Here is a 23280-nt window from a genome sequence, read left to right as displayed (position 1 = left end):
ATGGCCGGCATGGACGAGTTCATCGACCGGCTGAACCCCGAGATGTATGTGGTCACGGCCGCCGCGGGGGGTGAACGGGCGGGCTGCCTGGTCGGGTTCGCCTCGCAGTGCTCGCTGCGTCCCGTGCGGTTCGTGGTATGGCTGTCCGAGCTCAACCACACCTTCCGGGTGGCCCGGAACGCGGACGTCCTCGCCGTGCACCTGCTCGGCCGCGAACAGCACGCCCTCGCCGAGCTGTTCGGCGGCCACACCGGCGACCGGACCGACAAATTCCAGGACGTCCCCCTACGGGAGGCGTACGGCGGGGCCCTGGTCCTCCCGGACGCGCCGGCCTGGTTCGTCGGCCGGATCGTGACGCGCACGGGTGGCGGCGACCACATCGGCTTCGTTCTCGACCCGGTCGAGTGGGGCGGCCACCAGGACGACGACGGGCCGCTGCTGCGCCTGTCCGACGCCGTCACCATCGACCCCGGCCACCCGGTCGACTGACGACGCTCCCCGTCGATCGAACGCCGGGTAACGGCTGGGAAAAGCAGCGGAACGGCGAGGCCACGCGGCCGCACCCTGGCCCTGGGCGACGCACGAGGCGCCCGAACCGCCGCGAACCGAAGGCCACGCCCATGAACGGCTCCCGCATCCCCGGCCTGGTGCTCCCCACCCTGTTCCTGCTGGCCCTGCTCGTGGGCCTGTGGTGGTACTGGCGCCACCGCGGGGACTCGTGAGGCGGGCGTGCCCTACCGGTCCTGGACCCCGGGGACCCGGACGTCGACCACGCACACGTCGTCCCGCCGCACGTCGGGCAGCATCCGAGCGAGCAACGGCCCCAGCGACCCGGGCCCGTCGCCGTGCGGAGCCGCCACCGCCTCGGCGAGCTGCTCCAGCCCCCGGTCGATGCTGTCCGGAGGGTGCTCGACCAGGCCGTCGGTGTACAGGATGAGCCGGTCGCCCGGATCGAGACGGCACTCCGCCTCCTGGTAGACCGGCGTGGCGCTCGCCCCGAGCAGCATGCCGCCGGGGCGGCGCAGGTACCGCGCCTCGCCGTCACGCAGCAGCAGCGGCGGGGGGTGCCCCGCCTGGGCCCAGACCAGGCGCCGGCGGCGGGGCTCGTAGCGGGCCAGCACCATCGTGGCGGTCGTGTGGGAGTCGCGCGAGTGCAGCAGCAGCGTGTTCAGCCGGGCGAGCGCACCCGTCAGGGACGAACCCGTGATGACCATGCCCTTCGCGGTGAACCGGAGCTGGGCCATCGTGGCCACGGCGTCGACCCCGTGCCCGGCCACGTCACCGACCACCAGCAGCGCGTCCCCGTCGGGCAGTTCGATGGCGCTGAACCAGTCACCGCCCACGTGCACACCCGACTGGGCCGGCAGATACGCGACCTCGACGCGCAACCCGGCCAGATGTACGGGCCGCTTGGACATCGGCAGCAGCGCGTGCTGGAGCCGGGAGGCCAGGGTCCGCTCGGCCTGGAGCACGTCGTGCTGCGTCAGGATCGCCCGCTCGCTCTCTACGAGGGCCAGTTCGGCCCGCCGCCGGGCGGTCATGTCCTGTACGAAGCCGTGCACCTCCACGGGTGTGCCGTACCGGTCGGCTACCGCTTCCGCCACCAGCCGCAGATGCCGGATGCCGCCGCTCGTGCGGATCCGGAACGGCATGTCGAACGGCCGTCCTTCGTGGACGAGTTCCCCGATCGCGCGCGTCAGCGCGGGTGTGTCCTCGGGCAGCGCGAGCTCCGGCACCTCGGGCAGGGGGAGCGGACCGTGCGCGGGGTCCCGGCCGACAAGGGAGAACACCTGGGTCGACCAGGACGCCTCCTGCGTGGCCAGATTCCAGCTCGCCCAGCCCAGATTGCCCAGCCGCTGCAGGTCCGCGAGGCGTTGTTCCTGCCGGTCGGAGGAGCCGTGCCGGATCCACGAGACGACGAGGGCGTCGCCCAGCGGTGCCACCCGTGCCGTGTACACGGACAGCTCGGCGACGCCCGCCACGACTTCCTCGTGCGCGAACGGCTCGCCTTCGTACGCCGTCCCCGTGGCCAGCACCTGCAGGCAGCCCTGCCACAGCGGCTCGGCCGTAAGAGCCGGCCGCAGCTCCAGCAGCCGCCGCCCGGCCGGTTCCTCCCCCGTCCGGCCCAGCAGATCGCCCACCTGGGTGGTCGCGGCCTCCACCCGGAAGTCCTCGGTGTCGCCCGTGGCGGACCGCAGCGGCGTGAGCAGCATGGCCGCCACCGGCAGCGCCTCGAACAGCGCCTGCACCGCGTCCGTGGCGGCGTCGGCGTCGCGCTCGGGCGGGATCTCGAAGCCGCGCAGCCGGCCGGCGCACAGTCCGGTGACGCCCCGCAGGTGGGTGCGGTCGCGTGGGGTGAACGCCCCGGCACGGCCGCGCAGCACACCGATGCAGACCTCGGCGGAGCCCGCGGCGAGCACGGGCAGCCAGGCCCGCGAGCGCCACCGGTCGGGAGGGTCCCCGATGAGCAGGTACCGCCGCTCGTCCGCGGCGAAGTCCTCCAGCCAGCGCGGCTCGCCCGCCCGCAGCGCGTCCAGCGCGGCCATTCCGCTCAGCGGCGGCACCCGGCACCACTGGGCCGCCAGTTCGTCGTCGATCCCCGCGTGCCCGATCAGTCCCAGGCCGCCGTCGGACCTGCGGGCGTAGATCAGGACCGCGTCCGCCGACATGTCGGGGCCGAGGTGCTCCAGCAAACACCGGGCGAGGTCGTGCGGTGTCATCACCCGAACGAGGGCCTGGCCGAGGCGGGCCAGGGCGGCGGTGACGTCGTCCGGTACCCCCTGCTCCTCCAGGGCGCCTGCCCAGCCGGCCGCCCCGAGGCCGTAGGACTCGCTCGCCCGGCCCGGGCCGGACGGCATCGGCGCGAGCGTGCCGAGGGTGATCCAGCACTCCTCCAGCAGGGTGTGACGGGCGGACTTGGCCCGCTGGAGCAGCTGCTCACCCGCCGCGTCCGCGGAACAGCCGGTCAGCGCCATCACCGCGCCCTTGGCCCGTTCCACGACAGCGGAGACGGCCGCCTGGTCGCGCAGCCGGTCCATCTCGGCGCGCTGCCGGGCGACGATCTTGGCCAGTTCGACCAGGTCCGGTGCGGCACCGGACTGCGCCGGCGTCACGGGCTCGCTCGTCACGCGTTGAGCATTGCACACCCGGCCCGATTCGCAGACCGCCTTGCGCGCACGGACGGCTCGTCCGCCTCCGTGGCCCCTGGGGACACACCGGCCTCACGGGAAATCGATCAGGTGCCGTCGCGCGGATACAGCCACAGTCGCAGCAGCCGGCTGAGCCGGGGCATCACCAGGTACGTCAGGAGCGGCAGCAGCACCAGCGGGAAGACCGCGGCCCGCAGGGGCAGCGGCCAGCCGGTGGTGGAAGGTGTCACCAGCCACTGGATGAGCAGCGTGAAGGGGTAGGCGCCGAGGAAGGTGGTGAGGACCATCTTCCAGCGCGGCGGGGCCTGCACGGTGGTGCCGGGCAGGCTGAACCAGGTCTCCATCCCGCTCGTCGACTGGCGTTCGCTGCTGACCTCTGTGGCCACGTCCTGGATCCGCCGGTGCCAGCGCGCACGCTCCTCGGACTCCAGCCAGGCGGCGAGCCGGTGCTGATCGGACCAGCGCAGCACCGCGTGGTAGCGGTGGCCGTCCTCGGGGGTCAGCCAGGAGACGCCCTCGTTGCCGGGGAACTGTCTCGCGCAGCGGGTGATGCCGTGCGTCCACTCCTCGAACCGCTGCTCCCGGCCGGGGCGCACCTGCCAGGTCAGGACCGTGGTCACCGGCTCACCGCGCCGGGCTCTCGTGGTGCTCATTCCCCCACGTGTGCCACGTGCGGCGCCGGTCATGCCCGTGCTCAGGGCTGGCGGTTCGCCTCGACCAGGGCCTGGGTGACCGCGCGGACGCTGCGCGCGATGTGCTGGAGCTGCATGACCTCGGCCGCGTACAGCTTGATCGTGTGCTCGATGACCCCCTCGTGCAGGCCCAGTCCGGGCAGGTCGGCGCGGGCGGTCTGCAGGGCGGTGCGGGCGATCCGGATCTCGTTCTGGACCTGGATGTGGGCGTGCCGGGCCAGGAGGACGGGGTGGCGGATGAACACGGGATAGCCGGCGTAGCGCGTGGGCACCAGTTCGCGCAGCCACTTGGCCGCCGAGCGCTCCCAGTCGTAGCTCCCGGGCGTCTTGACCTGGCAGGGCCAGTCGGGGCTGATGCGCGTGGTCGTCAGTTGCATGATCATCGCTTCCGGGTGTGCGGCGTCGTAAGGGTGGACGACGGGTCGGGGCGGCCCCGGCCTAGGGGATGACCGGGGCCGCCACGAACACCCGGGACCCGGAGTGGGTAGGACCCGGCTCCACGGGTGCGGAACGGATCCGGAACCGGCCGGGTCGCGATCCGTGAGCAGTATTTATATATGCCATCCGGTTTGCAAGGAGCATGAAAACATTCATGCGTGCTTTGTTGTGGATGGTCCCCTTGTGGGATCCACCGGGCGCCGCTCAGTCCCTGAGGAAGAACTGGTGCTGGTCGGCGACCTGCTCGTACTCCTCAAGCCGCGCCTGCGTCCGCTCCGGATCCGCGTCGGTCATGGCCTGCAGCAGCGCCGAGCACATCACGCCCGGGGCCGCATAGGAGTCGAACACCAGCCGCGACCCCGTCCCGATGGCGAAGACGACGTCGGCCTCGTCCGCGAGCGGCCCGAGCGCCAGATCGGTGATCAGGGCGACCTTGAGCCCGGCGCCCCGCGCGACCCGCACGGCCGTCAGGGTCTCCTGGGCGTGCCGGGGCATGGAGAACGCCAGCACCCAGGTCCCACCCGCCTCACGCGACTGCAGCAGCGCGTCGTAGGCGACGCTGCCGCCCCGCGTCACGAGGCGTACGTCCGGATGGATCCGGCGGGCCGCGTAGGCGAAGTATTCGGCGAGCGAGACGGAGATGCGCAGTCCGAGGACCGTCAGAGGGGCCGACGAGGAGAGCTTGCGGCCGACGTCGATGACCACGCTCGGGTCGGCCAGGTCCCGCCGCAGATTCTCGAGGTTCTCGATCTCGGCGTCGACCGCCGCCTGCAGTTCATTGCCCCGCATCTCCTCGGCCGGGCCGACCGCGAGGGTGCCCAGCGCGATCGACTGCAGTTTCTCCCGCAGCGCCGGGTAACCGCTGAATCCGACCGCCGAGGCGAACCGCGTCACCGAGGGCTGGCTGACGCCGACCCGGTCCGCGAGATCCGTGATCGACAGGAACGCCGCCTCGGTGATGTGCTCGATCAGGTACTGCGCGATGCGCCGCTGCCCCGGGGACAGCCGGGGACGGTCGAAGAGCGCCCTGAGCTGGGCGGACGGGGAGACCTCCGCTTCGGGGGCGGCCTTCCCCGAAGTGATCGCGGATGCCTGTGCGCGTGCCTGCTGCGGCGATGGCACCGGTGCGCCTCCTTCGTCTCCCACGGACGTTCAACATAGCTCACGCACATGGTGACCAGGGCTTCTCCGGGCAGCATGAGCTGCCCGGCAGGGGGTTACCCGTACGCCGGGCGGGAACCCGCCGCCGCACGCGACCGAAGAGAGGAGCCGCCAGTCATGACCGTCCCCGAGGAGAACCGGCCCAAGACGGACACCACCGGCGAACTGCTGGAACAGCACGACGAGAGCCGCACGCGCCCGCCGGGCGCCACCGGCCGCACGATGCGCGAGGCCCTGGAGGAGGCCGAGGTGCGTCCCGACGACTTCGACGACCGCTAGGGGCATCCCCCCGCCCCCCCGACCGACCGACGACGCATCCGGCAGGAGAGACGGCATGGGCGCGCTGAGTGCGCTGGAACAGACCCTGGAGAACCGCTGGGACGCGCTGTGGGCGCGGCTCCTCGACAAGGAACCGGTCGAGGTCGTCGACGCCCTGCGGCGCGAGTGCGACGACAACGCCGTCGTGTGCCGTGAGGGCCGCGTCATGGTCCCCAACGCCTACGACGTGGAACTCCCCGACGACGTGCACGACCATCTGACCCGCACCGGCACCGACGTGGGCCAGGCCCTCACCGACAGCCTGTCCCGCCACGCGGAACGCCGCGGCTACGAGTTCGCCGGCCCGCTGGCGGTCCACGTGGCGAAGTGCCCCGAGGTGCCCAACGGCCGCTACCGGGTGGCCAGCAGGGTCATGCAGCACGTGAGCGCCGACGGGTTCTTCTACGCGACCCACTGACCCGTGCGTGCCACGGCACTCACCGGCGATACAGCGTGATCGAGTGCCCCACGTCGTCGACGGGGCGGCTGCCGCCGATCAACTCGGCCAGCCGCCCCGTGGCCTTCGCGGCCGCCGAGTCCGACACGGCCAGCAACCCCCGCACCTCACGGACCGCCACCCTCCGGGGATCCGACGCCTCGATGCCATAGGCGGACGGCACCCCACCGCCCTTGTACACGAGCCACACCCGCTCGCCCGGATACCGCTCCCGCAGCCGGTCCGCGAGCCGCCCGAGGTCCTGCCCCCAGTCCACGTTCGAGTCGTGCAGCCACTCCCGGGTCCGGCCCGGCCCGCCGAACGCCTCGTTGGAGTACGGCAGGTAACAGGGATACGCCCGCACCGAACTGGCCGCGGCGAACGCCACCAGCACCGCCGCCCCGGCGGGCACCCACCGCCGCCGCGTCACCAGCAGGCACCCCGCCGCCACCGCGAGGAACAGCGGCAGGAACACGGCGTACCGGGTCCCGAAGTCCCGCGCCCCCTGCATGGCGGCCGCCAGCAGCACCAGCGGAACGGCCAGCACATAAGGGGCGGCAGGTCGCAGCCGCCGGACTCCGGCGACGGCAGCGGCGCCCCCGGCCCACAGCGCGAGCATTCCCAGCGGCGTCTTCACCAGCAGCGCCGCCGGCAGGTAGTACCAGAGTGAGCCGTCGTACAGCCGCCCGAACAAGAACCCCTGCCAGGGACGGTTCTCCAGCCCGAACTGCACGCGCATCCCGTCCCGGTAGGCCTCCGGGAACGGCATCATCTCCACCAGCAGCCCCCGCAGCCCGTGCACCACCGGCACATGCTGCTCCGGGACCCAGCGCAGCCGCGGATCGACCAGCAGATACGTGCCCCACACGACGGCGACCGCGGCCAGGGCCACACCCGACGCCGCCACCACGGCCCGGCGCCGGCCGGCCCCGGGCACCCCCCGCGCGGACACCGCGGCCAGCACCATCACCACCGGCACGGCGGGCAACGTGCTCATCTTCGTGGCCAGCGCGGCGCCGAGCGCGATCCCCGCCAGCGGCACGTACAGCCGCGGTCTCCGGCGCGCCCGCCACACCAGCCACGCCGAGGTCAGCGCGAACCCGGCGGCCGGCACATCGAGGGTGGCGAGCGAGCCGTGGGCGATGACGTCGGGGGAGAAGCAGTACAGCGCGAGTGCGGCCAACCCCGCGACGGGACCGGCCAGTTCACGGGCGAAGGCGAACACCACCAGACCGAACGACAGGGTCAGCGCGATCACCGGGAGGCGGGCCCACAGCATCAGCCGCCAGGGATCGTTGCCCGACCCGTACAGCAGATGCCGGCCCAACTGCCCCTGGTCACCCGCGACGCCAGGGTCGACGTGCGGATCCGCGAGGGCGACCCCCGCGCCGATGACCAGCTTGCCTAGCGGCGGATGCTCGGGGTTGTGCCGCAGCCGGTGCTCGTGCACGTACTCCGCGGCCGCGCCCACGTACACCGGTTCGTCGATGGTCGGGGTCTGCTGTACGGCGGTCGTGACCATCGCGAAGGCCATCTGGGCGAGCAACAGGCCCACGAGGAGGGGCACCGGCCACCGTCTGCGCGGCCCGGGCGTGGTGTCGGCCGGTGCCGGGGGCGACAGCGACACGGGCCGCGGAACGGCGGGAGCGATCCAGAGGTCCGTCATGGGCCCACTCTGCATCAGCCCCCGCCGAAGAAGGCGCTACCGCCTCACGAGTCGCACCGACAGACCGTCAGCCGTGTACACCGGCACGGCGCGTAGCGACGGCGAGTCCAGCTCGACACGGTCGAACCGGCCGCGCAGCTGCGAAGCCGACAGGACGGCAGCGGTCGTCCCCGCGGCCGGCGGCCGCTCGGCGTCGAGCCGCAGGGACAGCACGCTGCCCCGGCCCAGCAGAACCCGCCGGCCCACCGTCAGGGCCGGGCCGTGGTTCCTGCGCAGCGGCAGCTCCAGCGTCGACTCGCCCTCCTGGACGTACGAGCCGCGCACCCGCGCGACCTTGTCCGCGCGGAGCGTGCCGCCCGTGACGTGCACGTCGCCCTCGCCGAGGGCGCCCGGCGAGGCGGCGACCAGGGTGCCGGCCTCGACGGAGGTTCCGCCGTGGTAGCAGTTGTGGCCCGTCAGGGTGAGCGTGCCCGAACCGCGCTTGGTCAGACCGCCGTCGCCCTCGATGTCGTTGCGCCAGCTGTCGGCCGCGTGGAAGCCCCCGGCCGCCGCGTCCAGCGTCACGGTGACGTCCCGTTCGAAGGCGCCGTAACCGTCCGCCGCGGCGAACAGGTTCAGCCGGCCCCACTGCTCGAAGCCGTCCAGCAGGACGTACCCCGACGGCAGCGCGGTCGTCCGCAGTACCTCGCGCCGCTGGTCCGCGGTGAGGTACGGCAGCCGTGTCTCCAGCAGCACCTCCGCGCCCTTCGGCACCGTGAGCGGGTCCTTGCGGCCGCGGCGGGGCAGGATGTACGTCAGCCGGGGCCGGACCGCACGGGCGTTGGCCTCCCGGTCGGCGTAGGGGTCGGTGCCGGTGTCCGCGGAGTGCGCGTACGCGTACAGGGTGTCGGCCGTCGTGCCGGTCTTCTCCGTGAAGTAGGCCAGGGCCTGGGCGCGGGCCGCCGCCTTGATCCCGGAGTTGGCCGGGTCCGCCAGGGTGGCGGCGGCCAGCGCGGTGGCCATGATCCGGCCGCCGAGCACGTCGACGGGGGAGTGCATGCCGGAGACGATCCGGGTGTCGGCGAGTTCCAGGGCGCGCGTCACCAGCTCCTGGAAACGCTCCGGAACCGCGTACGCGTAGGCCAGCGAGGCCAGGTGCACGGCGTTGGTGTGGCCGCTGGGGAAACCGCCGTCCTCGGCCGGCTTGTCGCTGCGCTGGCGCAGCAGCTGCGGGGCGACGACGACCTTCGACTCGTACACCGGGAAGCCGAACTCGTCCTTCCTGCCGGTGTCGACGACCTCGCTGTCCTCGTTCATCCGCCACGGCCGCGGGTACAGATAGGCGAACTTGGCCGGGTTGCTGGAGGCCCAGTTGCCGCGCAGGGTGTCCACCAGCCGGGCCACGTCGCCGAGTTCGGAGTCGTACGAGCCGGCGCCCAGCGCGGAGCCCGCCGGGGCATCGGCGGGAACGGCGTCGTCGATCTTGGCCGGCGGTGTGCCGTCCGGGGCGCCGGTGATCGACGTGACGGCCTTGGCCCCCGTCTTGTAGAGGGCGGCGAGCGGGCCGAGTCCGTCGATCATCGAGTAGCTCTGGTGCTGGCGGTCGACGACGAAGGCCTTCTTCGCCTCCGCGTCGGTGCGCTCGGCGGTGATCCGCTCGCAGTAGCGCACGTTGGCGCGCAGTACCTCCGGCATGAGCGGAGTGCCGGTGTTCCAGGCGCCACCGGTCTTCCATACCTGGGCGAAGCCCCCGAGGGCCCGGACGACCGCGTTGGTCTCGGGGGTCTGGTTCGCCAGGACGTTGGTCTTGTAGTCGTCGACGAAAGCGGCGGGAGCGGTGGCTGCCTTGGCGTCCGCGGCGCCCAGCCACCCGACGAAGGCCGGCGCGGCGACCAGCGCGGCCGAGCCGCCCAGCGAGGTTCTGAGGAAACCCCTCCGGTTCAGGGTGGGGGAGTGGTGCCCGGCGGATGACGGCATGGGTGTGCCTCTCTTCAGTTCTGCGGCCCTGCGGCCGGGTGCGGTCGTGCGATCTTGCCTGATGCGGTGGGGAGTTGAGTGTCCCGTGCGTCAGGTGGTGCTACGAGCGAAGAACTACGGCCGGGTCGTGTCACGTCGGCGAGAGTGCCGCGGCCGGGACATGTCCGGCGGGTGAACGAGGGGGCACCCGCCATCCGGCGCGTCAGAGCAGCGAGCGTGCCAGGGCCACCGCGCCCTCGACCGGCGGCTCCCGCAGCGGCCTGATCCGGGCCGCGGGCACGGTGTCGGCGAGGGCCGCGGTGAGGGCGTCGTGGAGCGCGGGCTGGGACAGCACGGTGCCGCCCGCGACCACCACGTCGTCGACGACGGCCCCGCGCGAGGCGAGACGGGCGACGAGTGCGGCGAGGGAGCGCCCCGCCTCGGCGATCACGGAACGGGCGAGCGTCGAACCCGCCTCGGCGGCGGCGAAGACGACGGGAGCGTGCCGGCCCCACTCGGCGGAGACGTCGGTGGCGCTCTCCAGGGCCGCACCCAGCGCCGGTACCTCCGGCACGCCCAGCGAGGCCACGAGGCCGAGCGCCAGCTCGTCGGGTTCCTCGCCCCGGTCGTGCGCCGCCCAGACGGCACGGGCCGCCTCCCGGACGAGTCCGGCGGCGCCGCCCTCGTCGCCGAGCACGGCGCCCCAGCCGCCCACCTGGACCGTGGTGCCGTCGGGCAGCCGCCCCACGGCGACGGACCCGGTACCGGCGACCAGGCCCACGCCCTTGTCCAGACCGGCGGCGGGGACGAGGAGCTCCGCGTCGCCCACGACCAGCGCGGGCACGCCGAAGGCACGTTCCAGAGCGGCGCGGATCCGCGCGCACTGGCGGGGTGTCTCACAGGCGTGCGCGCCCACGGCGAGAGCCGAGGGGCGGGCGTCGGCCGGCAGGGTCTCGCGGACCAGGCCGGCCAGCCAGCCGGCCGCGGCTGCGGTGTCGTGCGGCCGCCAGCCGGCGCTCGTACGGACGTGATCGACGACGCGCTGGTCCCCCGCGAGGGCGCGGAGGTGCGTCTTGGTGCCGCCCACATCGATGCCGAGCACGAGGGAGCTGGCGGAAGCGGAGTCCTGCACGGATCCTCTTTCGTCGGTGCGCAGTGCTGCGACGGCGGGCGAACCGTGCCTGAGAGAAGGGCAGTCGAGAACTCTGGAAGCCCCGGGACGGGCCTCTGGCGGAGTCACGGCAGGCGAGTACCGTGATGTTCGTTAGGAAGTTAACTAACGAAGTACAGTGCGTCAAGAGGAATCCCATCGCCGCATCCCACGGAGCCGTTCGCGAAGCCGATCGCCCCGGGGAGAGCGGCCCGTGACCTGTGTGGGGTAACTGTTGGAACAAGACCTGGCAAGAGCCCCCCGACTGACCGAGAGCGCGGGCGCGGTGTTCGCGGTGCTGGCCGAGGCCGGCCGGGCGACCCGGCCGCAGCTCGCGAGCCTCGCGGGCCTGTCCAAGCCGACGGTGTCGTCCGCCGTCGCGGAACTGGAGGGCGTCCGGCTCGCCGCGCACTCCGGCACCGCCTCCAGCGGCACGGGGCGCAACGCCGCCGTCTACCGTCTCGGGCCGGCCGCGGGGGCCGTGCTAGCCGTCGACCTCGGCCCCGCCTTCACCCGAGTGCGCGGCTGCGCCCTGGACGGCACCCTGCTCGCCGAGGCCACCGGGTCCCGGGAGGGCGCCGCCGACGTCGTGCGCGAGGCACTCGACGCGCTGCCCGCCGGCGCCCCGCTGCGGACCATCGTCGTCGCCGTCGGTGACGTCACCGCGCCGCGCAAGGAGGGCACCGGTATGCGTCCGGCGACCGCCAAGGCCGGTCCCGTCTTCGACGCCGTGACCGTGGCGCTGCCGCCGGGCGTCCCCGTCCACCTGGAGAACAACGTCAACTGCGCCGCCCTCGCCGAGCTGCACGAAGGTGCCGCCCGGGGCCGGAACATCTTCGGCTACCTGCGGATCGGCGTCGGCATCGGCCTCGGCATCGTCGTCGGCGGCCGGGTGCTGCGCGGAGCGAACGGCGCCGCCGGTGAGCTGGCCCGGATTCCCTACCCGTGGGACGACGGACGCGAGCCTCGCCACGAGGCCCTGGAGGAGTACATCGGCTCGCGCTCCCTGCTGCGGCGCGCTGCCGAGGCCTGGCCGGCCGCCGACGGACCGTGCCCCGGCAGCGTCGAGGAGCTCTTCGCCCTCGCCGGACAGGGCCGTGCCGCCGCCCGCGCCGTGGTCGACCGCCATGCCGTGGACGTGGGCCGGCTGGCCGCCGCCGTGACCGCGGTACTGGACCCGGGGCTGGTCGTACTGGGGGGCAGCACCGGCGCGTACCCGCAGCTGCTGCACGGCGTCCGGGCCGAGCTCGCCCGGCTGAGCTGGCCCACCGAAGTCGTCAGCAGCACGGTCGGCGATCTCGGCACCGTCGTGGGTGCCGCCAGGCTCGCGGTTTCCCGAGGAGTCCAAACCGTGACCGAGGTCGCGGAGGCGAAGGATTGACGGCCTCCGACTCGTCGTGCCAATGTCCGGACAAGCGCTTTCTGAGTCGGCCGGGACGCCGACTCCGGGTGAGCCTCCCGCCCGTACGCGAAGTACGGCAGCCGCACGAGGGCGTGCTTGTGCGACGCCGGCCGTCATGGCCGGGGACCCCACCCGTCAAGGCGACGCGGCCGGGCGAGGCCGTGCCCCCGGAAAGCGAAATTTCCTGCAAAATGCACCCGTGCCGCCTCGGCTGGCGCCGTGCTTCTTCCGCTACGAAGAAAAGGGATCGAACATGATCAGTGTGGGTGTGCGGCGCTCCCGCCGACCCGGCGGCATACGCCGCGTGGTTCCCCTCGCTGCCGTGGCCACGGCAGGTGCCCTTCTGCTCACCGCCTGCGGGTCGGGGTCCGACTCGGGCGGCACGTCCAAGTCGCTGACGTTCTGGATCTCCACGGTTCCGGGGCAGGACGCGGGCTGGAAGAAGATGGTGTCGCAGTACAAGAAGGACACCGGCGTCACCGTCAAGCTCGTCAACATCCCCTACGACGGGTACCCGACGAAGCTGCACAACGCCGCCCAGGCGAACTCGCTGCCCGACGTGGCGGCCGTGCCGGCGCTGGACCCGATCTGGTCGAGCAAGCTGATCGACCTCAGCTCCATCGCCGGCAAGAAGAGCAACAAGATCAACGCCAACTTCCTCGCCAAGGACTCGTCCGGGAAGGTGCTGGCCATCCCCTCGGACGTCACCGCGTCCGGTATGTTCATCAACAAGTCGCTCTTCAAGAAGGCCGGCGTCTCCTTCCCGACCTCGCCCCAGAAGACCTGGACCTGGACCGAGTTCATCAAGGCGGCGAACAAGGTCCGCGAGAAGACCGGCGCCAAGTACTCCCTGACCTTCGACCAGTCGCCGTCCCGGCTGCGCGCCATGGTGTACGAGATGGGCGGGAAGTACGTCCACGCGGACTCCTCCGGCAAGTTCTCGGTGGACGCGGCGACCAAGAAGGCCGTGAACACCTTCGTCGGATGGAACGACAACAAGACCATGCCGAAGTCGGTGTGGACCAGCGGCGCCGACCCGTCCGCCATGTTCCAGAGCGGTGACGTGGTCGCCTACTGGTCCGGCGTGTGGCAGGTCGCCGCCTTCTCCGAGAGCATCAAGAAGTTCGACTGGGCCAGCGTCCCCACTCCCGCCCAGCCGGTTCAGGCCAGCGACGTCAACAGCGGCGGCCTGATGGTCGGCTTCAAAAACAACGGTGACGCCGCCACCGCCACGCAGAAGTTCCTGTCCTGGGTCTACGAGCCGGACCACTACCGCGTGCTGTGCGAGGCCTCCGGGTTCCTGCCGGTCGAGAGCGGCCTGAACCCGAAGTACCCCTTCAAGTCCGAGGCGGCGCAGGCGGCGTTCAAGCTGTACAACGAGTCGATCCCGCTCTACGCCCCGATCTCCGGCTACTTCAACGGCGCGCAGACGCAGTGGGTGCTGAAGGGCAAGAGCCTCACCGAGGACCCGACCAAGACGGAGCTCGGCAAGGCGATCAACGGTCAGCAGTCGCCCGACAAGGCCCTGGAGAACATCGTGGCCGGCTACAACCAGCAGGTCGGCGGCGGCTCGTAGGCCGTCGGGTCCGGGCGGGGGCAGACGCCGCCCGGACCCGAATCCCCATGATGCCGGACTCATGGCGTGAGCCCACCGCAACCCATTCCACCAGCACGGAGTCAGGAAGATGACAAAACGCGCCTCGGACGTGTCCGCGAGCCCGCCCAGGAGACGCAGTAAGTACACCCTTGCGCCGCTCGTCCTCATCGCGGCCAACGTCGTGCTCTTCGCGCTGTTCTTCGTCTGGCCTGCGGTGATCGGGCTTCTCTACTCCTTCACGAACTACACGGGCGTGGGGGTGTTCCAGTGGGTCGGACTGGACAACTACCACAACCTGTTCGGGGACTCCACGTTCTACGACGCGCTGAGCCGGACGCTGCTGTACACCGTCCTCTTCGTCCCGCTGAACTTCGCGCTCTCGCTGCTCGCAGCCAACCTGGTGGTGAACAAACACGCCAAGGGCTCGTCGGTCGCCCGCGTCGTCTTCTTCATCCCGTGGCTGCTGTCGCCCATCGTCGTGGGCGTCCTATGGCGGTGGATGTTCGGTGAGAACTTCGGACTCGTCAACTACGTCATCGAGAAGTTCGGCGGAGACGCGGTTCCGTGGCAGTCGAACGCGGACCTGTCGCTGCTGGTGGTGGTGATGGCGGCGGCCTGGGCCTGGACGGGCTTCACGATGCTGCTGTTCATCGCGGCGATCAAGAACGTCCCGGTGTCGTACTACGAGGCGGCCGAGCTCGACGGCGCCGGTCCGTGGCGCAAGTTCATCAGCATCACGCTGCCGAGCATCGCGCCCACCTCGTTCATCGTCATCCTGCTCAACACGATCAACGCGATGAAGGAGTACCCGGTGTTCGTCGCCCTCAACAACGGCGGACCCGGAACCTCGAACAACCTGCTCGTCCAGTACATCTATGAGACCGGCTTCAAACGGGGCCAGATCGGCTACGCGAGCGCCGCGTCATTCGTGCTCATGCTCATCCTGATGGCCGTCGCGATCATCCAGCTGATCGTCAACCGGCGGGTGGAGAACCGATGACAACCACAGACATGCCCCGCCCGCTCGACGCCGACGCCAAACAGCCCGTGTCCACGAAGCGGCCCCGCAACGCGGCCGGCGGCGGGCTCCGGCGGGCGGTGCCCGCGACGACCCTGCTGTGGATCCTGGCGTGCCTCTACGGGTTCCCGGTGCTGTGGTTCGTCCTCAGCTCCTTCAAGCCGGCCAGCGACCTGTTCTCCTATCCGCTGACGCTGGTCCCGCACAACCCCACCCTGACGGGCTTCAAGGCGGCATGGGACAGCGCCAACTTCTCCCAGTACTTCATCAACACGGCCATCGTCTGCGTGATCACGACGATCCTCACGGTCGGCGTCAGCTGCTGTACCGGGTACGCGTTGGCCAAGTACGACAACAGGTGGCTCAAGGCCTTCTTCCTCTGCATCCTGGCCACCACGATGCTGCCGGGCGAGGTCATGCTCGCCCCTGAGTTCCTGGTGGTCCGCAACCTCGGCCTCTACAACTCGTTCGCCGGCATCATCCTCCCGGCCGTGCTCACGGCGACCGGATGCTTCATGTTCCGCCAGTTCTTCCTGACGGTTCCCGACGAACTCGTGGAGGCCGCACGCATCGACGGCGCCCGCGAACTCTCGATCTTCGTGCGGATCATGGTGCCGCTCTCCCGGCCCATCATGCTGACCCTCGCCATCCTGTCGTTCCAGTGGCGGTGGAACGACTACATCTGGCCGCTCCTGATGCTCAACGACCCCAACAAGTTCACCGTTCAGATCGGCATCCAGAGCATCGTCGGGGCCCAGAACATCAACTGGTCGGTCCTGCTCGGCGCATCGGTCATCTCGATGATCCCCCTGATCGTCGTCTTCCTGGTCTTCCAGCGCTACGTCATGGGCGCCGACATCAACGCCGGACTGAAGGACTGATCTTGCCCACCCCGCTCGACCACGCATTCGTCCGCGCGGCGGCGGCCGCCGCCGACCGGACGGCCGCCCCGCTGGCGGCCGCCCCCGACGAGGAGCCCGCCGGCGTGGCCCACCGCGCTCTGGCACGCCGGGTGAAGACCCTGGTCGCGGCGTACCGGTCCCCGGATTCGGCACTGCACGGCAGCGGACAGGCCATCGCCGCCGCGACGACCCACCTCAGAGCCCTGCAGGCCGCGCAGACGGCCACCGGCCTCTTCGCCGGCGGCGACAACGTGCAGTCGCCGCCGGACTCCGCGTTCACCGTCAACGACGTGTGCGACGCGCACGTCCTCGCCGCCGGCGGGGGCCCGGAACTGCGTGACGTCACGGCCGCGCTCGCCGAGATCGCCGGCGCCGCCACCCGCAGCCTCCTGACCGGTGGGGTGCACACCCCGAACCACCGCTGGGAGCTGTGCGCGGCGCTGGCCCGGCTGCACCGGTCGTTCCCCGACGACCGACTCCTCGACCGCATCGAGGAGTGGCTCTCCGAGGGCGTCGACATCGACGCGGAGGGCCTGTACTCGGAACGCAGCGCCAACTACGCGGCCCACGTCTCCAATCCCTCGCTGCTGCTGCTGGCCGGTGTCCTCGGCCGCGCCGACCTGCTGGACGCCGTCGAACGCAACCTCACCACCACCCTGGACCTCATCAGGCCGGACGGCACGGTGGAGACCGTCCACTCGCGCCGCCAGGACCAGAACCACCCGTTCCCGCTGGCGCCCTACCTGCCGCACTACCGGCTGCTCGCGATCCGCACCGGCCGCGGCGACTTCAGCCGGGCGGCGACGCTGGCGGCGGCCGGGGGCATCGACGACCCCGACCTGCTCGCCGAAACCCTCCTCATCCCGGACCTGTGCCGCGTCCTGCCGGCACCGGCCGCGGAGACCCTTCCGCGTGAGCGGTACCTCACCACCGCGCGCCTCGCCGCACGCGCCTCGGCCACCGCGCACACGGTGGTGTACGGCGGCTCCGACGTGCCGGAGCACCGGCGTATCCGCTCGGGACTCGCCTGCAACCCCACCTTCCTGCGCCTGTTCGCCGGGGACGCGGTCCTGGACTCGGTCCGCCTCTCGCGGGGTTTCTTCGACCTGGGCCCGTTCCGCGCCGCCGGCATGCAACGGCCCGCCGACCACCGGTACCGGCTCACAGAAACCCTCACGGCCGCCTACTACCGGCCGCTGCCGACGGACCTGCGCCGGGACGACGGCGCCTACCGCATGGCGGACGAGGGACGCTTCTCGGCCGCGATGGCCTTCCCCGACCGGCCCCGGGACGAGGTGTCCCACACGACCCGCGTCGAGGTCGACCTGCGGGAGGACGGTGCCGATCTGCGGATCGACATCAGCGGACCACGGGTGCCCTGGGCCATCGAGCTGACCTTCCGGCCGGGCGGCGTGATGGAGGGCGCCGAACCGATCGGCGACGGCCGCTGGTGCCTGACGACCGGGGCGATGACCTACCGGGCCGGTGCCGACGAGATCCGGATCGAGGCCGACGTCGAGGCAGGCGAGCCGCTGGCCGGGCCGGACCGGGCCGAGGTACTGCGGTACGACCCGGGGCAGGACTACACCGTGGTGGGCGGCACCGACGCGACGACCGGGAACCGTGTCTACATCGGTGGACTCGGCCCGCACACCCTGACCGTCGCACTGCGCGCCCGCCGGCGGACCGCACCCCCAGGGTGACTCCCACGACCGCGCACCTGATCATGCTCCATCGCCGAGCGCCTGGAAACGCCTGCCGGGACGCGTCACGTCCGTGATGCCGGCGCGATGTCGCCCGCCGCCGTCGTGTCCGTCGGCGCTGCTGCCGGCCCGGACGCCTGAAGCGCGTTCAGGCCTGCGCACCTGGCAGCGCCGACTCCGGCACCACCAGATCCGCCCGCCCCCGGGTCGCCGCGACCAGCTCGGCGTTGCGCTCGTCCGAGCGTGCCACCCAGGCCACCGCCTCCTCATGGGTCTTGCCGAACCGCTCGTGGCGGGTCACCAGCCGGCGGACGCGCTCCCGCTCGGGCAGCTCGCAGAACCACACCTCGTCGAGGAGGGGGCGGACGCGGGGCCAGGAACCGGTGGTCAGGAGGAGGTAGTTGCCCTCGGTGACGACCAGCCGCGCCGACGGGGGGACCGGGACAGCGCCCGCGATCGGCTGTTCCAGGACGCGTTCGAAGCCGGGCGCGTAGACGACGTCGTCATCGGGCTCGTCGCGCAGCCGCCGCAACAGGGCCGCGTATCCGGCCGCGTCGAACGTGTCGGGCGCCCCCTTGCGGTCCCGGCGGCCCAGGCGCTCCAGTTCCGCGTCGGCGAGGTGGAAGCCGTCCATGGGTACGTGCGCCACCCAGGGCTCACCGGTGCCGTTCAACTCCCGCACCAAGTGCTCGGCCAGCGTCGACTTGCCCGCGCCGGGGCTGCCCGTGATGCCGAGGAGTGCGCGCCGGCCACCCCGGGGGAGGGCACGGGAGCGGTGGACGAGGTCGTCGAAGGTGAGCGGCACGGAGGAAAGTGTGTCACCCCCGGAGCGGGGGCCGGGACCGGAGCACGGCTCGGGCGCCGAGGGCTCAGCCCCGCTCGCGCCCCCGGCGTGTGGCGTGCGCCACTCACTGGAACATCTCCGCGGGGGGAACCGGTCCTGTATGACGCAGCTCGGTCTTCCCGAAAGCATCCACGCCTGTCTGTTCGACCTCGACGGCGTCGTCACCAAGACGGCCGTCGTGCACGCGGCCGCCTGGAAGGAGATGTTCGACGCTTTCCTGCGCGAGCGCGACGGCGCGGACTTCCGGCCGTTCGAGGCGGCGGACTACGACGAGTACGTCGACGGGCGACCACGCGCCGACGGGGTGCGCACCTTCCTCGCCTCCCGCGGCATCGACCTGCCCGACGGCGACCCCGACGACCCACCGGGCGCCGAAACCGTGCACGGCCTCGGAAACCGCAAGAACGAGCTGGTCCTCGAGAAGATCCGCACCGACGGCGTCGAGGCCTACGACGGCACCCTGCGCTATCTGGAGGCCGTCCGCGCCCACGGACTCAGCACCGCGATCGTCTCCTCCAGCGCCAACTGCCGTGACGTGCTCCGCTCGATCGGCGCCGAGCACTTCTTCGACGTGCGCATCGACGGCGTCGTCGCCGCCGAGCGCAAGCTGCCCGGCAAGCCGCACCCCGACACGTTCCTGGCCGCCGCCGAGGACCTCGGCGTGCAGCCCTCCGAAGCGGCCGTCTTCGAGGACGCCCTGGCCGGCATGGACGCGGGCCGCTCGGGACGCTTCGGATACGTCGTCGGAGTCGACCGGGTCGGCCAGACCGACGCGCTGTACCGGCACGGCGCCGACATCGTGGTGCAGGACCTCGCCGAACTGGGGGACACGCAGTGATCGCACAGCGGGCGTACAACGTCGAGCCCTGGACGGTACGCGAGACGGAGCTCAACCTCGACGTCCTGGCACAGAGCGAGTCCGTCTTCGCCCTGTCCAACGGTCACGTCGGCTGGCGGGGCAACCTCGACGAGGGCGAACCCCACGGCCTGCCCGGCTCGTACCTCAACGGCGTCCACGAACTGCACCCGTTGCCGTACGCCGAGGCCGGCTACGGCTACCCCGAGTCGGGCCAGACCTCCATCAACGTCACCAACGGCAAGGTGCTGCGGCTCCTGGTCGACGACGAGCCGTTCGACCTGCGCTACGGGCGGCTCGTCACCCACGAGCGGACCCTCGACCTGCGGCGGGGCGTGCTGGAGCGGGTCTGCGAATGGACCTCACCGGCCGGCTCCACCGTCCGGGTGCGCTCCACCCGCCTGGTGTCCCTCACCCAACGCGCGATAGCCGCCGTGGCGTACGAGGTGGAGCCCGTCGACAGCCGGACCCGCGTGGTCGTCCAGTCGGAACTCGTCGCCAACGAGAGCCTGCCCGAACCGGACGGCGACCCGCGTGCCGCCAAGGCGCTGAAGTCGCCGCTGGAGCCGGAGGAGGACCTCGCCGAGGGCAGCAGGCTGCGGCTGGTCCACCGCACCCGCCACAGCGGACTGAGGGTCGCGGTGGCCGCCGACCACACCGTCACCGGGCCCGAGCGGACCACCACGAGCAGCGAGAGCAACGTGGACGTGGCCCGGCTGACCGTCACCTCCGTCCTGGAGCCGGGGGAGCGGCTGCGCGTGGAGAAGCTGGTCGCGCACGGCTGGTCCGGCGTCCGCTCCAGGCCCGCGATGAGCGACCAGGTCGAGGCAGCCCTCGCCGCGGCCGCTCACAGCGGCTGGCAGGGACTCCTCCAGGACCAGAAGGCCTACCTCGACGACTTCTGGGCGCGCGCCGACGTCGAGATCGACGGCGACGAGGAGATCCAGCAGGCCGTCCGCTTCGCCCTGTTCCACGTCCTCCAGGCGGGTGCCCGCGCCGAACAGCGCGCCATCCCCGCCAAGGGACTCACCGGCTCCGGCTACGACGGCCACGCCTTCTGGGACACCGAGGCGTTCGTGCTGCCGCTGCTGACCTACACCGCGCCGAAGTCCGCCGCCGAGGCCCTGCGCTGGCGCCTCGACACCTTGCCCGCCGCCCGGGAACGCGCCACCCAACTCGGCCTGCGCGGCGCCGCGTTCCCCTGGCGCACCATCGAGGGCTCGGAGGGCTCCGCGTACTGGCCGGCCGGCACGGCGGCCTTCCACGTGGGCGCCGACATCGCCGACGCCGTCGTGCGGTACGTGGCCGTCACCGGCGACGAGACGTTCGAACGCGAGGTCGGCGTGGAGCTGCTGGTGGAGACCGCCCGCCTGTGGCGCTCCCTCGGTCACCACGACGACCGGGGCGTCTTCCACATCGACGGCGTCACCGGACCGGACGAGTACAGCGCCATCGCCGACGACAACACGTACACCAACCTCATGGCCCGGGCGAACCTGCTGGCCGCCGCCGACGTGTGCAAGCGCCATCCCGACGAGGCAGCGCGGCTCGGCGCCGACGAGGAGGAGCGGGCCGCCTGGCGGGACGCCGCCGAGGCCATGAACGTCCCCTACAACGACGAACTCGGCGTGCACGAGCAGCACTCAGGCTTCACCCGCTACCAGCGCTGGGACTTCGACCGCACCGGTGCCGACCAGTACCCCCTGATGCTGCACTTCCCCTACTTCGACCTGTACCGCAAGCAGGTCATCAAGCAGGCGGACCTGGTGCTGGCGATGTACACCTGCGGCGCCTTCTTCGAGGAGTACTTCGACGAGGAGCAGATCGCCCGCAACTTCGTCTACTACGAGCCGCTGACCGTCCGCGACTCCTCCCTGTCCGCCTGCGTCCAGGCCGTCATGGCGGCCCGCTCCGGCCACCTCGACCTGGCCGCCGACTACACGGCCGAAGCGGCGCTCATGGACCTCGGCGACCTGGAGCACAACACCCGCGACGGGCTGCACATCGCCTCGCTGGCCGGCACCTGGATGGCGCTGGTCGCCGGGTTCGGCGGCATGCGGTGCAGCGACGGCGCCCTGCGGTTCGCGCCCCGCCTGCCCGAGCGGTACAGCCGGCTCGCCTTCACAGTGGGCTTCCTCGACCGGTGCCTGCGCGTCGAGCTGACCGCCGACCAGGCCACCTACACCCTGAACTCCGGCATGCCCCTGACCATCCGGCACCACGGCACCGAGCTCACGGTGAGCGAGGACGCCCCCGTCTCCCGGCCGATCCCCGAGCTGACCCACCGCCCTGCCCCGAGCCAGCCCCCGCACCGGGCCCCGCACGCCCGCTGACCCGCGCCACGGGTCAGGCACTTGGCCGAGTTCCGCCCTGCACCTCCCCGCCCCGCGGGTTAGCTTGATCGTGTTTTCCGATCATCGGGGTAAGGGGCGGAACATGCCTGATGGCGCGAACGCCATCCTCGTCCGCAGGGGAAGGCGCGAACAGGCGGCCGGGCCACGCGGCGCCTTCGGCACACGCGGCAACCGGCCGCTCGCCGTCCTGGCCGCCGTTTTCGTCCTCGCACAGCTCGTCCTCGTCCGGCCCGTCCTGGGCCTCGGCTGGGACGAGATCGTCTACGTCAGCCAGATCACCTCCCACCACCCCGCGGCCTTCTTCAGCGCCCCCCGCTCCCGGGGCGTCTCGCTGCTGGTCGCGCCCGTCGCGTCCTGGTCGTCGTCCGTCCCGCTGCTGCGCGTCTATCTGGCCCTGCTGTCCGGCCTCGCCCTCTACCTGGCCCTGCGTGCCTGGCGGGGTCTGTTCCCGACCCGCGTCCTGGTCGTAGGCGGTGCCCTCTTCGCCTCGCTGTGGATGACGCTCTTCTACGGCCCGCAGGCCATGCCCAACTACTGGGTCGCGATCGGTGCCCTGATCTGCGTCGGCTGCTTCCTGCGGTCCCGGGAGGAGCCTTCCGCCCCCGTGGTCCCGTGGGGTCTCGCGGCCGGGGCCGCCCTCATGGCGTGGATGCGTCCCACCGACGCGGCCTATGTGGCCGTGCCGCTGCTCGTCCTCGCCCTGGTGCGCCGCCGACGGCGACTCCTCCTCGTGCTCGTGGCGGGTCTCGCGGCGGGCGCCGTGCCCTGGGTGATCGAGGCGTACGCGAGTTACGGCGGGCTGGGCGAGCGGCTGGCGGAGGCCTCCCGGATCCAGGGCGGACTGGGCTGGCAGATCGCCGTCGACGACCAGCTGCGCAGCCTGGGCGGACGGGCCCTGTGCAGGCCGTGCGCCGGGCCGATGCCCAACCCCCTGGTCACCGTCTGGTGGTTCGCCCTGCCGGTCCTGGCCGGTCTCGGACTGGCCGTCGCGGCCCGGGCCCGGCGTCTGGAGCGGACTCTCGTCCCGCTGGCCTGTGCGGCCACGGCCGCGCTGCCGTACCTCTTCATGATCGGCTACGCGGCGCCCCGCTTCCTCCAGCCCGCCTACGCGCTGCTCGCGATCCCGGTCGCCGACGCCCTGTGGCACCTGGTCAGAACCCGGGGCGGAGCGCGGCGTCCGGTGATCGCCCCGCTCGTCGCGCTCGCCCTGGCCGGGCATCTCGCGGCGCAGCTCGCCGTGCTGGACGGTGCCGTGTCCCGCAACACCGAGAACCGCCGTGACTGGGGCCGCACCGCCGACGCCCTGCACCGGCTCGGTGTCAGCGCCCCCTGTCTGCTCACCGGCCACGAGGCCATCCCGATCGGCTACTACACCGGCTGCTCCTCGGGGGCGACGTCCGGAAACAACGAGAACACCACCGCGGCGGACATCCTGCGCACCGCGGAGCGTCGCCCGGTCGCCCACCTGGCACCGGCCGGCGCCACGCCACCCCGCTACGCGCGGTCCTGGCCCGTCCATCGGATCTCGGACCTGGACGTCCGCGTGGCACCGGCCCGCTGACCGCTCCGATCGAGGGCGCCACGCACGGCACGACCGTGCCGGCCCTCACCCACCGGGACGGCGTGCTCATCGCCGGCGACCGGCGGGCGACGACGGCA

General features: G+C 72.0%; 19 protein-coding genes. 11 read left to right on the top strand and 8 right to left on the bottom strand.

Translation table 11 applies throughout. The features are described 5' to 3' along the window. Positions 1-489: a flavin reductase family protein gene (locus tag ABTX60_RS17080; protein WP_352097832.1), complete on the top strand. Its 489-nt coding sequence runs from the start codon at positions 1-3 to the stop codon at positions 487-489. 245 nt (positions 490-734) lie between these two features. Here ABTX60_RS17080 and ABTX60_RS17075 read toward each other — a convergent pair whose 3' ends face one another. The 4 genes from ABTX60_RS17075 to ABTX60_RS17060 all read right to left on the bottom strand — a co-directional run bounded on the left by ABTX60_RS17075 (position 735) and on the right by ABTX60_RS17060 (position 5401). After that, entirely contained in the window at positions 735-3128 is a 2394-nt protein-coding gene (locus tag ABTX60_RS17075; RefSeq protein WP_352097831.1) for a SpoIIE family protein phosphatase, read from the bottom strand. Between the two features lie 107 nt (positions 3129-3235). Beyond that, positions 3236-3802: an antibiotic biosynthesis monooxygenase gene (locus ABTX60_RS17070; protein ID WP_352097830.1), complete on the bottom strand. Its 567-nt coding sequence runs from the start codon at positions 3800-3802 to the stop codon at positions 3236-3238. 41 nt (positions 3803-3843) lie between these two features. Next, positions 3844-4224 (bottom strand): hypothetical protein, encoded by a 381-nt coding sequence (locus ABTX60_RS17065; protein WP_351630133.1) that lies wholly within the window; start codon positions 4222-4224, stop codon positions 3844-3846. A gap of 259 nt (positions 4225-4483) precedes the next feature. After that, positions 4484-5401 carry a MurR/RpiR family transcriptional regulator gene (locus tag ABTX60_RS17060; RefSeq protein ID WP_352097829.1) on the bottom strand — a complete coding sequence of 306 codons (918 nt, stop codon included), beginning with the start codon at positions 5399-5401 and terminating at the stop codon, positions 4484-4486. A 156-nt stretch (positions 5402-5557) separates the two neighbouring features. On the opposite strand from ABTX60_RS17060, the gene ABTX60_RS17055 reads away from it, so the two are divergent. Further along, positions 5558-5719 (top strand): hypothetical protein, encoded by a 162-nt coding sequence (locus ABTX60_RS17055; protein WP_352097828.1) that lies wholly within the window; start codon positions 5558-5560, stop codon positions 5717-5719. A 55-nt stretch (positions 5720-5774) separates the two neighbouring features. After that, the gene (locus tag ABTX60_RS17050) at positions 5775-6176 is read left to right on the top strand and encodes a DUF3662 domain-containing protein (RefSeq protein ID WP_352097827.1); all 402 of its coding nucleotides are present in this window, start codon (positions 5775-5777) and stop codon (positions 6174-6176) included. Positions 6177-6195: 19 nt separating this feature from the next. Here ABTX60_RS17050 and ABTX60_RS17045 read toward each other — a convergent pair whose 3' ends face one another. The 3 genes from ABTX60_RS17045 to ABTX60_RS17035 all read right to left on the bottom strand — a co-directional run bounded on the left by ABTX60_RS17045 (position 6196) and on the right by ABTX60_RS17035 (position 10927). Next, the gene (locus ABTX60_RS17045; protein WP_502992335.1) at positions 6196-7860 is read right to left on the bottom strand and encodes an ArnT family glycosyltransferase; all 1665 of its coding nucleotides are present in this window, start codon (positions 7858-7860) and stop codon (positions 6196-6198) included. A gap of 36 nt (positions 7861-7896) precedes the next feature. Next, complete coding sequence (locus tag ABTX60_RS17040) at positions 7897-9816, bottom strand: phosphatase PAP2 family protein (protein WP_352097826.1); 1920 nt, start codon at positions 9814-9816, stop codon at positions 7897-7899. 202 nt (positions 9817-10018) lie between these two features. Continuing rightward, positions 10019-10927, bottom strand: coding sequence for an N-acetylglucosamine kinase (locus ABTX60_RS17035; RefSeq protein WP_352097825.1), 909 nt, complete (start codon positions 10925-10927; stop codon positions 10019-10021). Positions 10928-11180: 253 nt separating this feature from the next. Here ABTX60_RS17035 and ABTX60_RS17030 point away from each other — a divergent pair, with 253 nt between their 5' ends. The 5 genes from ABTX60_RS17030 (at position 11181) to ABTX60_RS17010 (ending at position 17567) form a co-directional block, all read left to right on the top strand. Continuing rightward, positions 11181-12326 carry an ROK family transcriptional regulator gene (locus ABTX60_RS17030; protein WP_352097824.1) on the top strand — a complete coding sequence of 382 codons (1146 nt, stop codon included), beginning with the start codon at positions 11181-11183 and terminating at the stop codon, positions 12324-12326. 274 nt (positions 12327-12600) lie between these two features. After that, entirely contained in the window at positions 12601-13923 is a 1323-nt protein-coding gene (locus ABTX60_RS17025) for an ABC transporter substrate-binding protein (protein WP_352097823.1), read from the top strand. A gap of 109 nt (positions 13924-14032) precedes the next feature. Further along, complete coding sequence (locus tag ABTX60_RS17020; RefSeq protein WP_352097822.1) at positions 14033-14944, top strand: carbohydrate ABC transporter permease; 912 nt, start codon at positions 14033-14035, stop codon at positions 14942-14944. Beyond that, positions 14941-15843, top strand: a complete 903-nt coding sequence (locus ABTX60_RS17015; RefSeq protein WP_352097821.1) for a carbohydrate ABC transporter permease — start codon at positions 14941-14943, stop codon at positions 15841-15843. The genes ABTX60_RS17020 and ABTX60_RS17015 overlap by 4 nt, the downstream gene beginning before the upstream one ends. 2 nt (positions 15844-15845) lie before the next feature. Further along, positions 15846-17567 (top strand): hypothetical protein, encoded by a 1722-nt coding sequence (locus ABTX60_RS17010; protein ID WP_352097820.1) that lies wholly within the window; start codon positions 15846-15848, stop codon positions 17565-17567. A gap of 148 nt (positions 17568-17715) precedes the next feature. On the opposite strand, the gene ABTX60_RS17005 is transcribed toward ABTX60_RS17010, so the two are convergent. Continuing rightward, positions 17716-18372, bottom strand: coding sequence for a nucleoside/nucleotide kinase family protein (locus tag ABTX60_RS17005; protein WP_352097819.1), 657 nt, complete (start codon positions 18370-18372; stop codon positions 17716-17718). Between the two features lie 139 nt (positions 18373-18511). On the opposite strand from ABTX60_RS17005, the gene ABTX60_RS17000 reads away from it, so the two are divergent. The 3 genes from ABTX60_RS17000 to ABTX60_RS16990 all read left to right on the top strand — a co-directional run bounded on the left by ABTX60_RS17000 (position 18512) and on the right by ABTX60_RS16990 (position 23182). Continuing rightward, complete coding sequence (locus tag ABTX60_RS17000; protein ID WP_352097818.1) at positions 18512-19249, top strand: beta-phosphoglucomutase family hydrolase; 738 nt, start codon at positions 18512-18514, stop codon at positions 19247-19249. Then, positions 19246-21600 carry a glycoside hydrolase family 65 protein gene (locus ABTX60_RS16995; protein WP_352097817.1) on the top strand — a complete coding sequence of 785 codons (2355 nt, stop codon included), beginning with the start codon at positions 19246-19248 and terminating at the stop codon, positions 21598-21600. The genes ABTX60_RS17000 and ABTX60_RS16995 overlap by 4 nt, the downstream gene beginning before the upstream one ends. Before the next feature lie 103 nt (positions 21601-21703). Further along, positions 21704-23182, top strand: a complete 1479-nt coding sequence (locus ABTX60_RS16990; RefSeq protein ID WP_352097816.1) for a hypothetical protein — start codon at positions 21704-21706, stop codon at positions 23180-23182. The last annotated feature ends 98 nt before the right edge of the window (positions 23183-23280 follow it).

Origin of the sequence: Streptomyces sp. NPDC126510 (genome assembly GCF_040302345.1) — a bacterium.
GTDB lineage: Bacteria > Actinomycetota > Actinomycetes > Streptomycetales > Streptomycetaceae > Streptomyces.
Note: the sequence above shows the minus strand (reverse complement) of the source record. Positions and strands in the feature narration are given on the sequence as shown.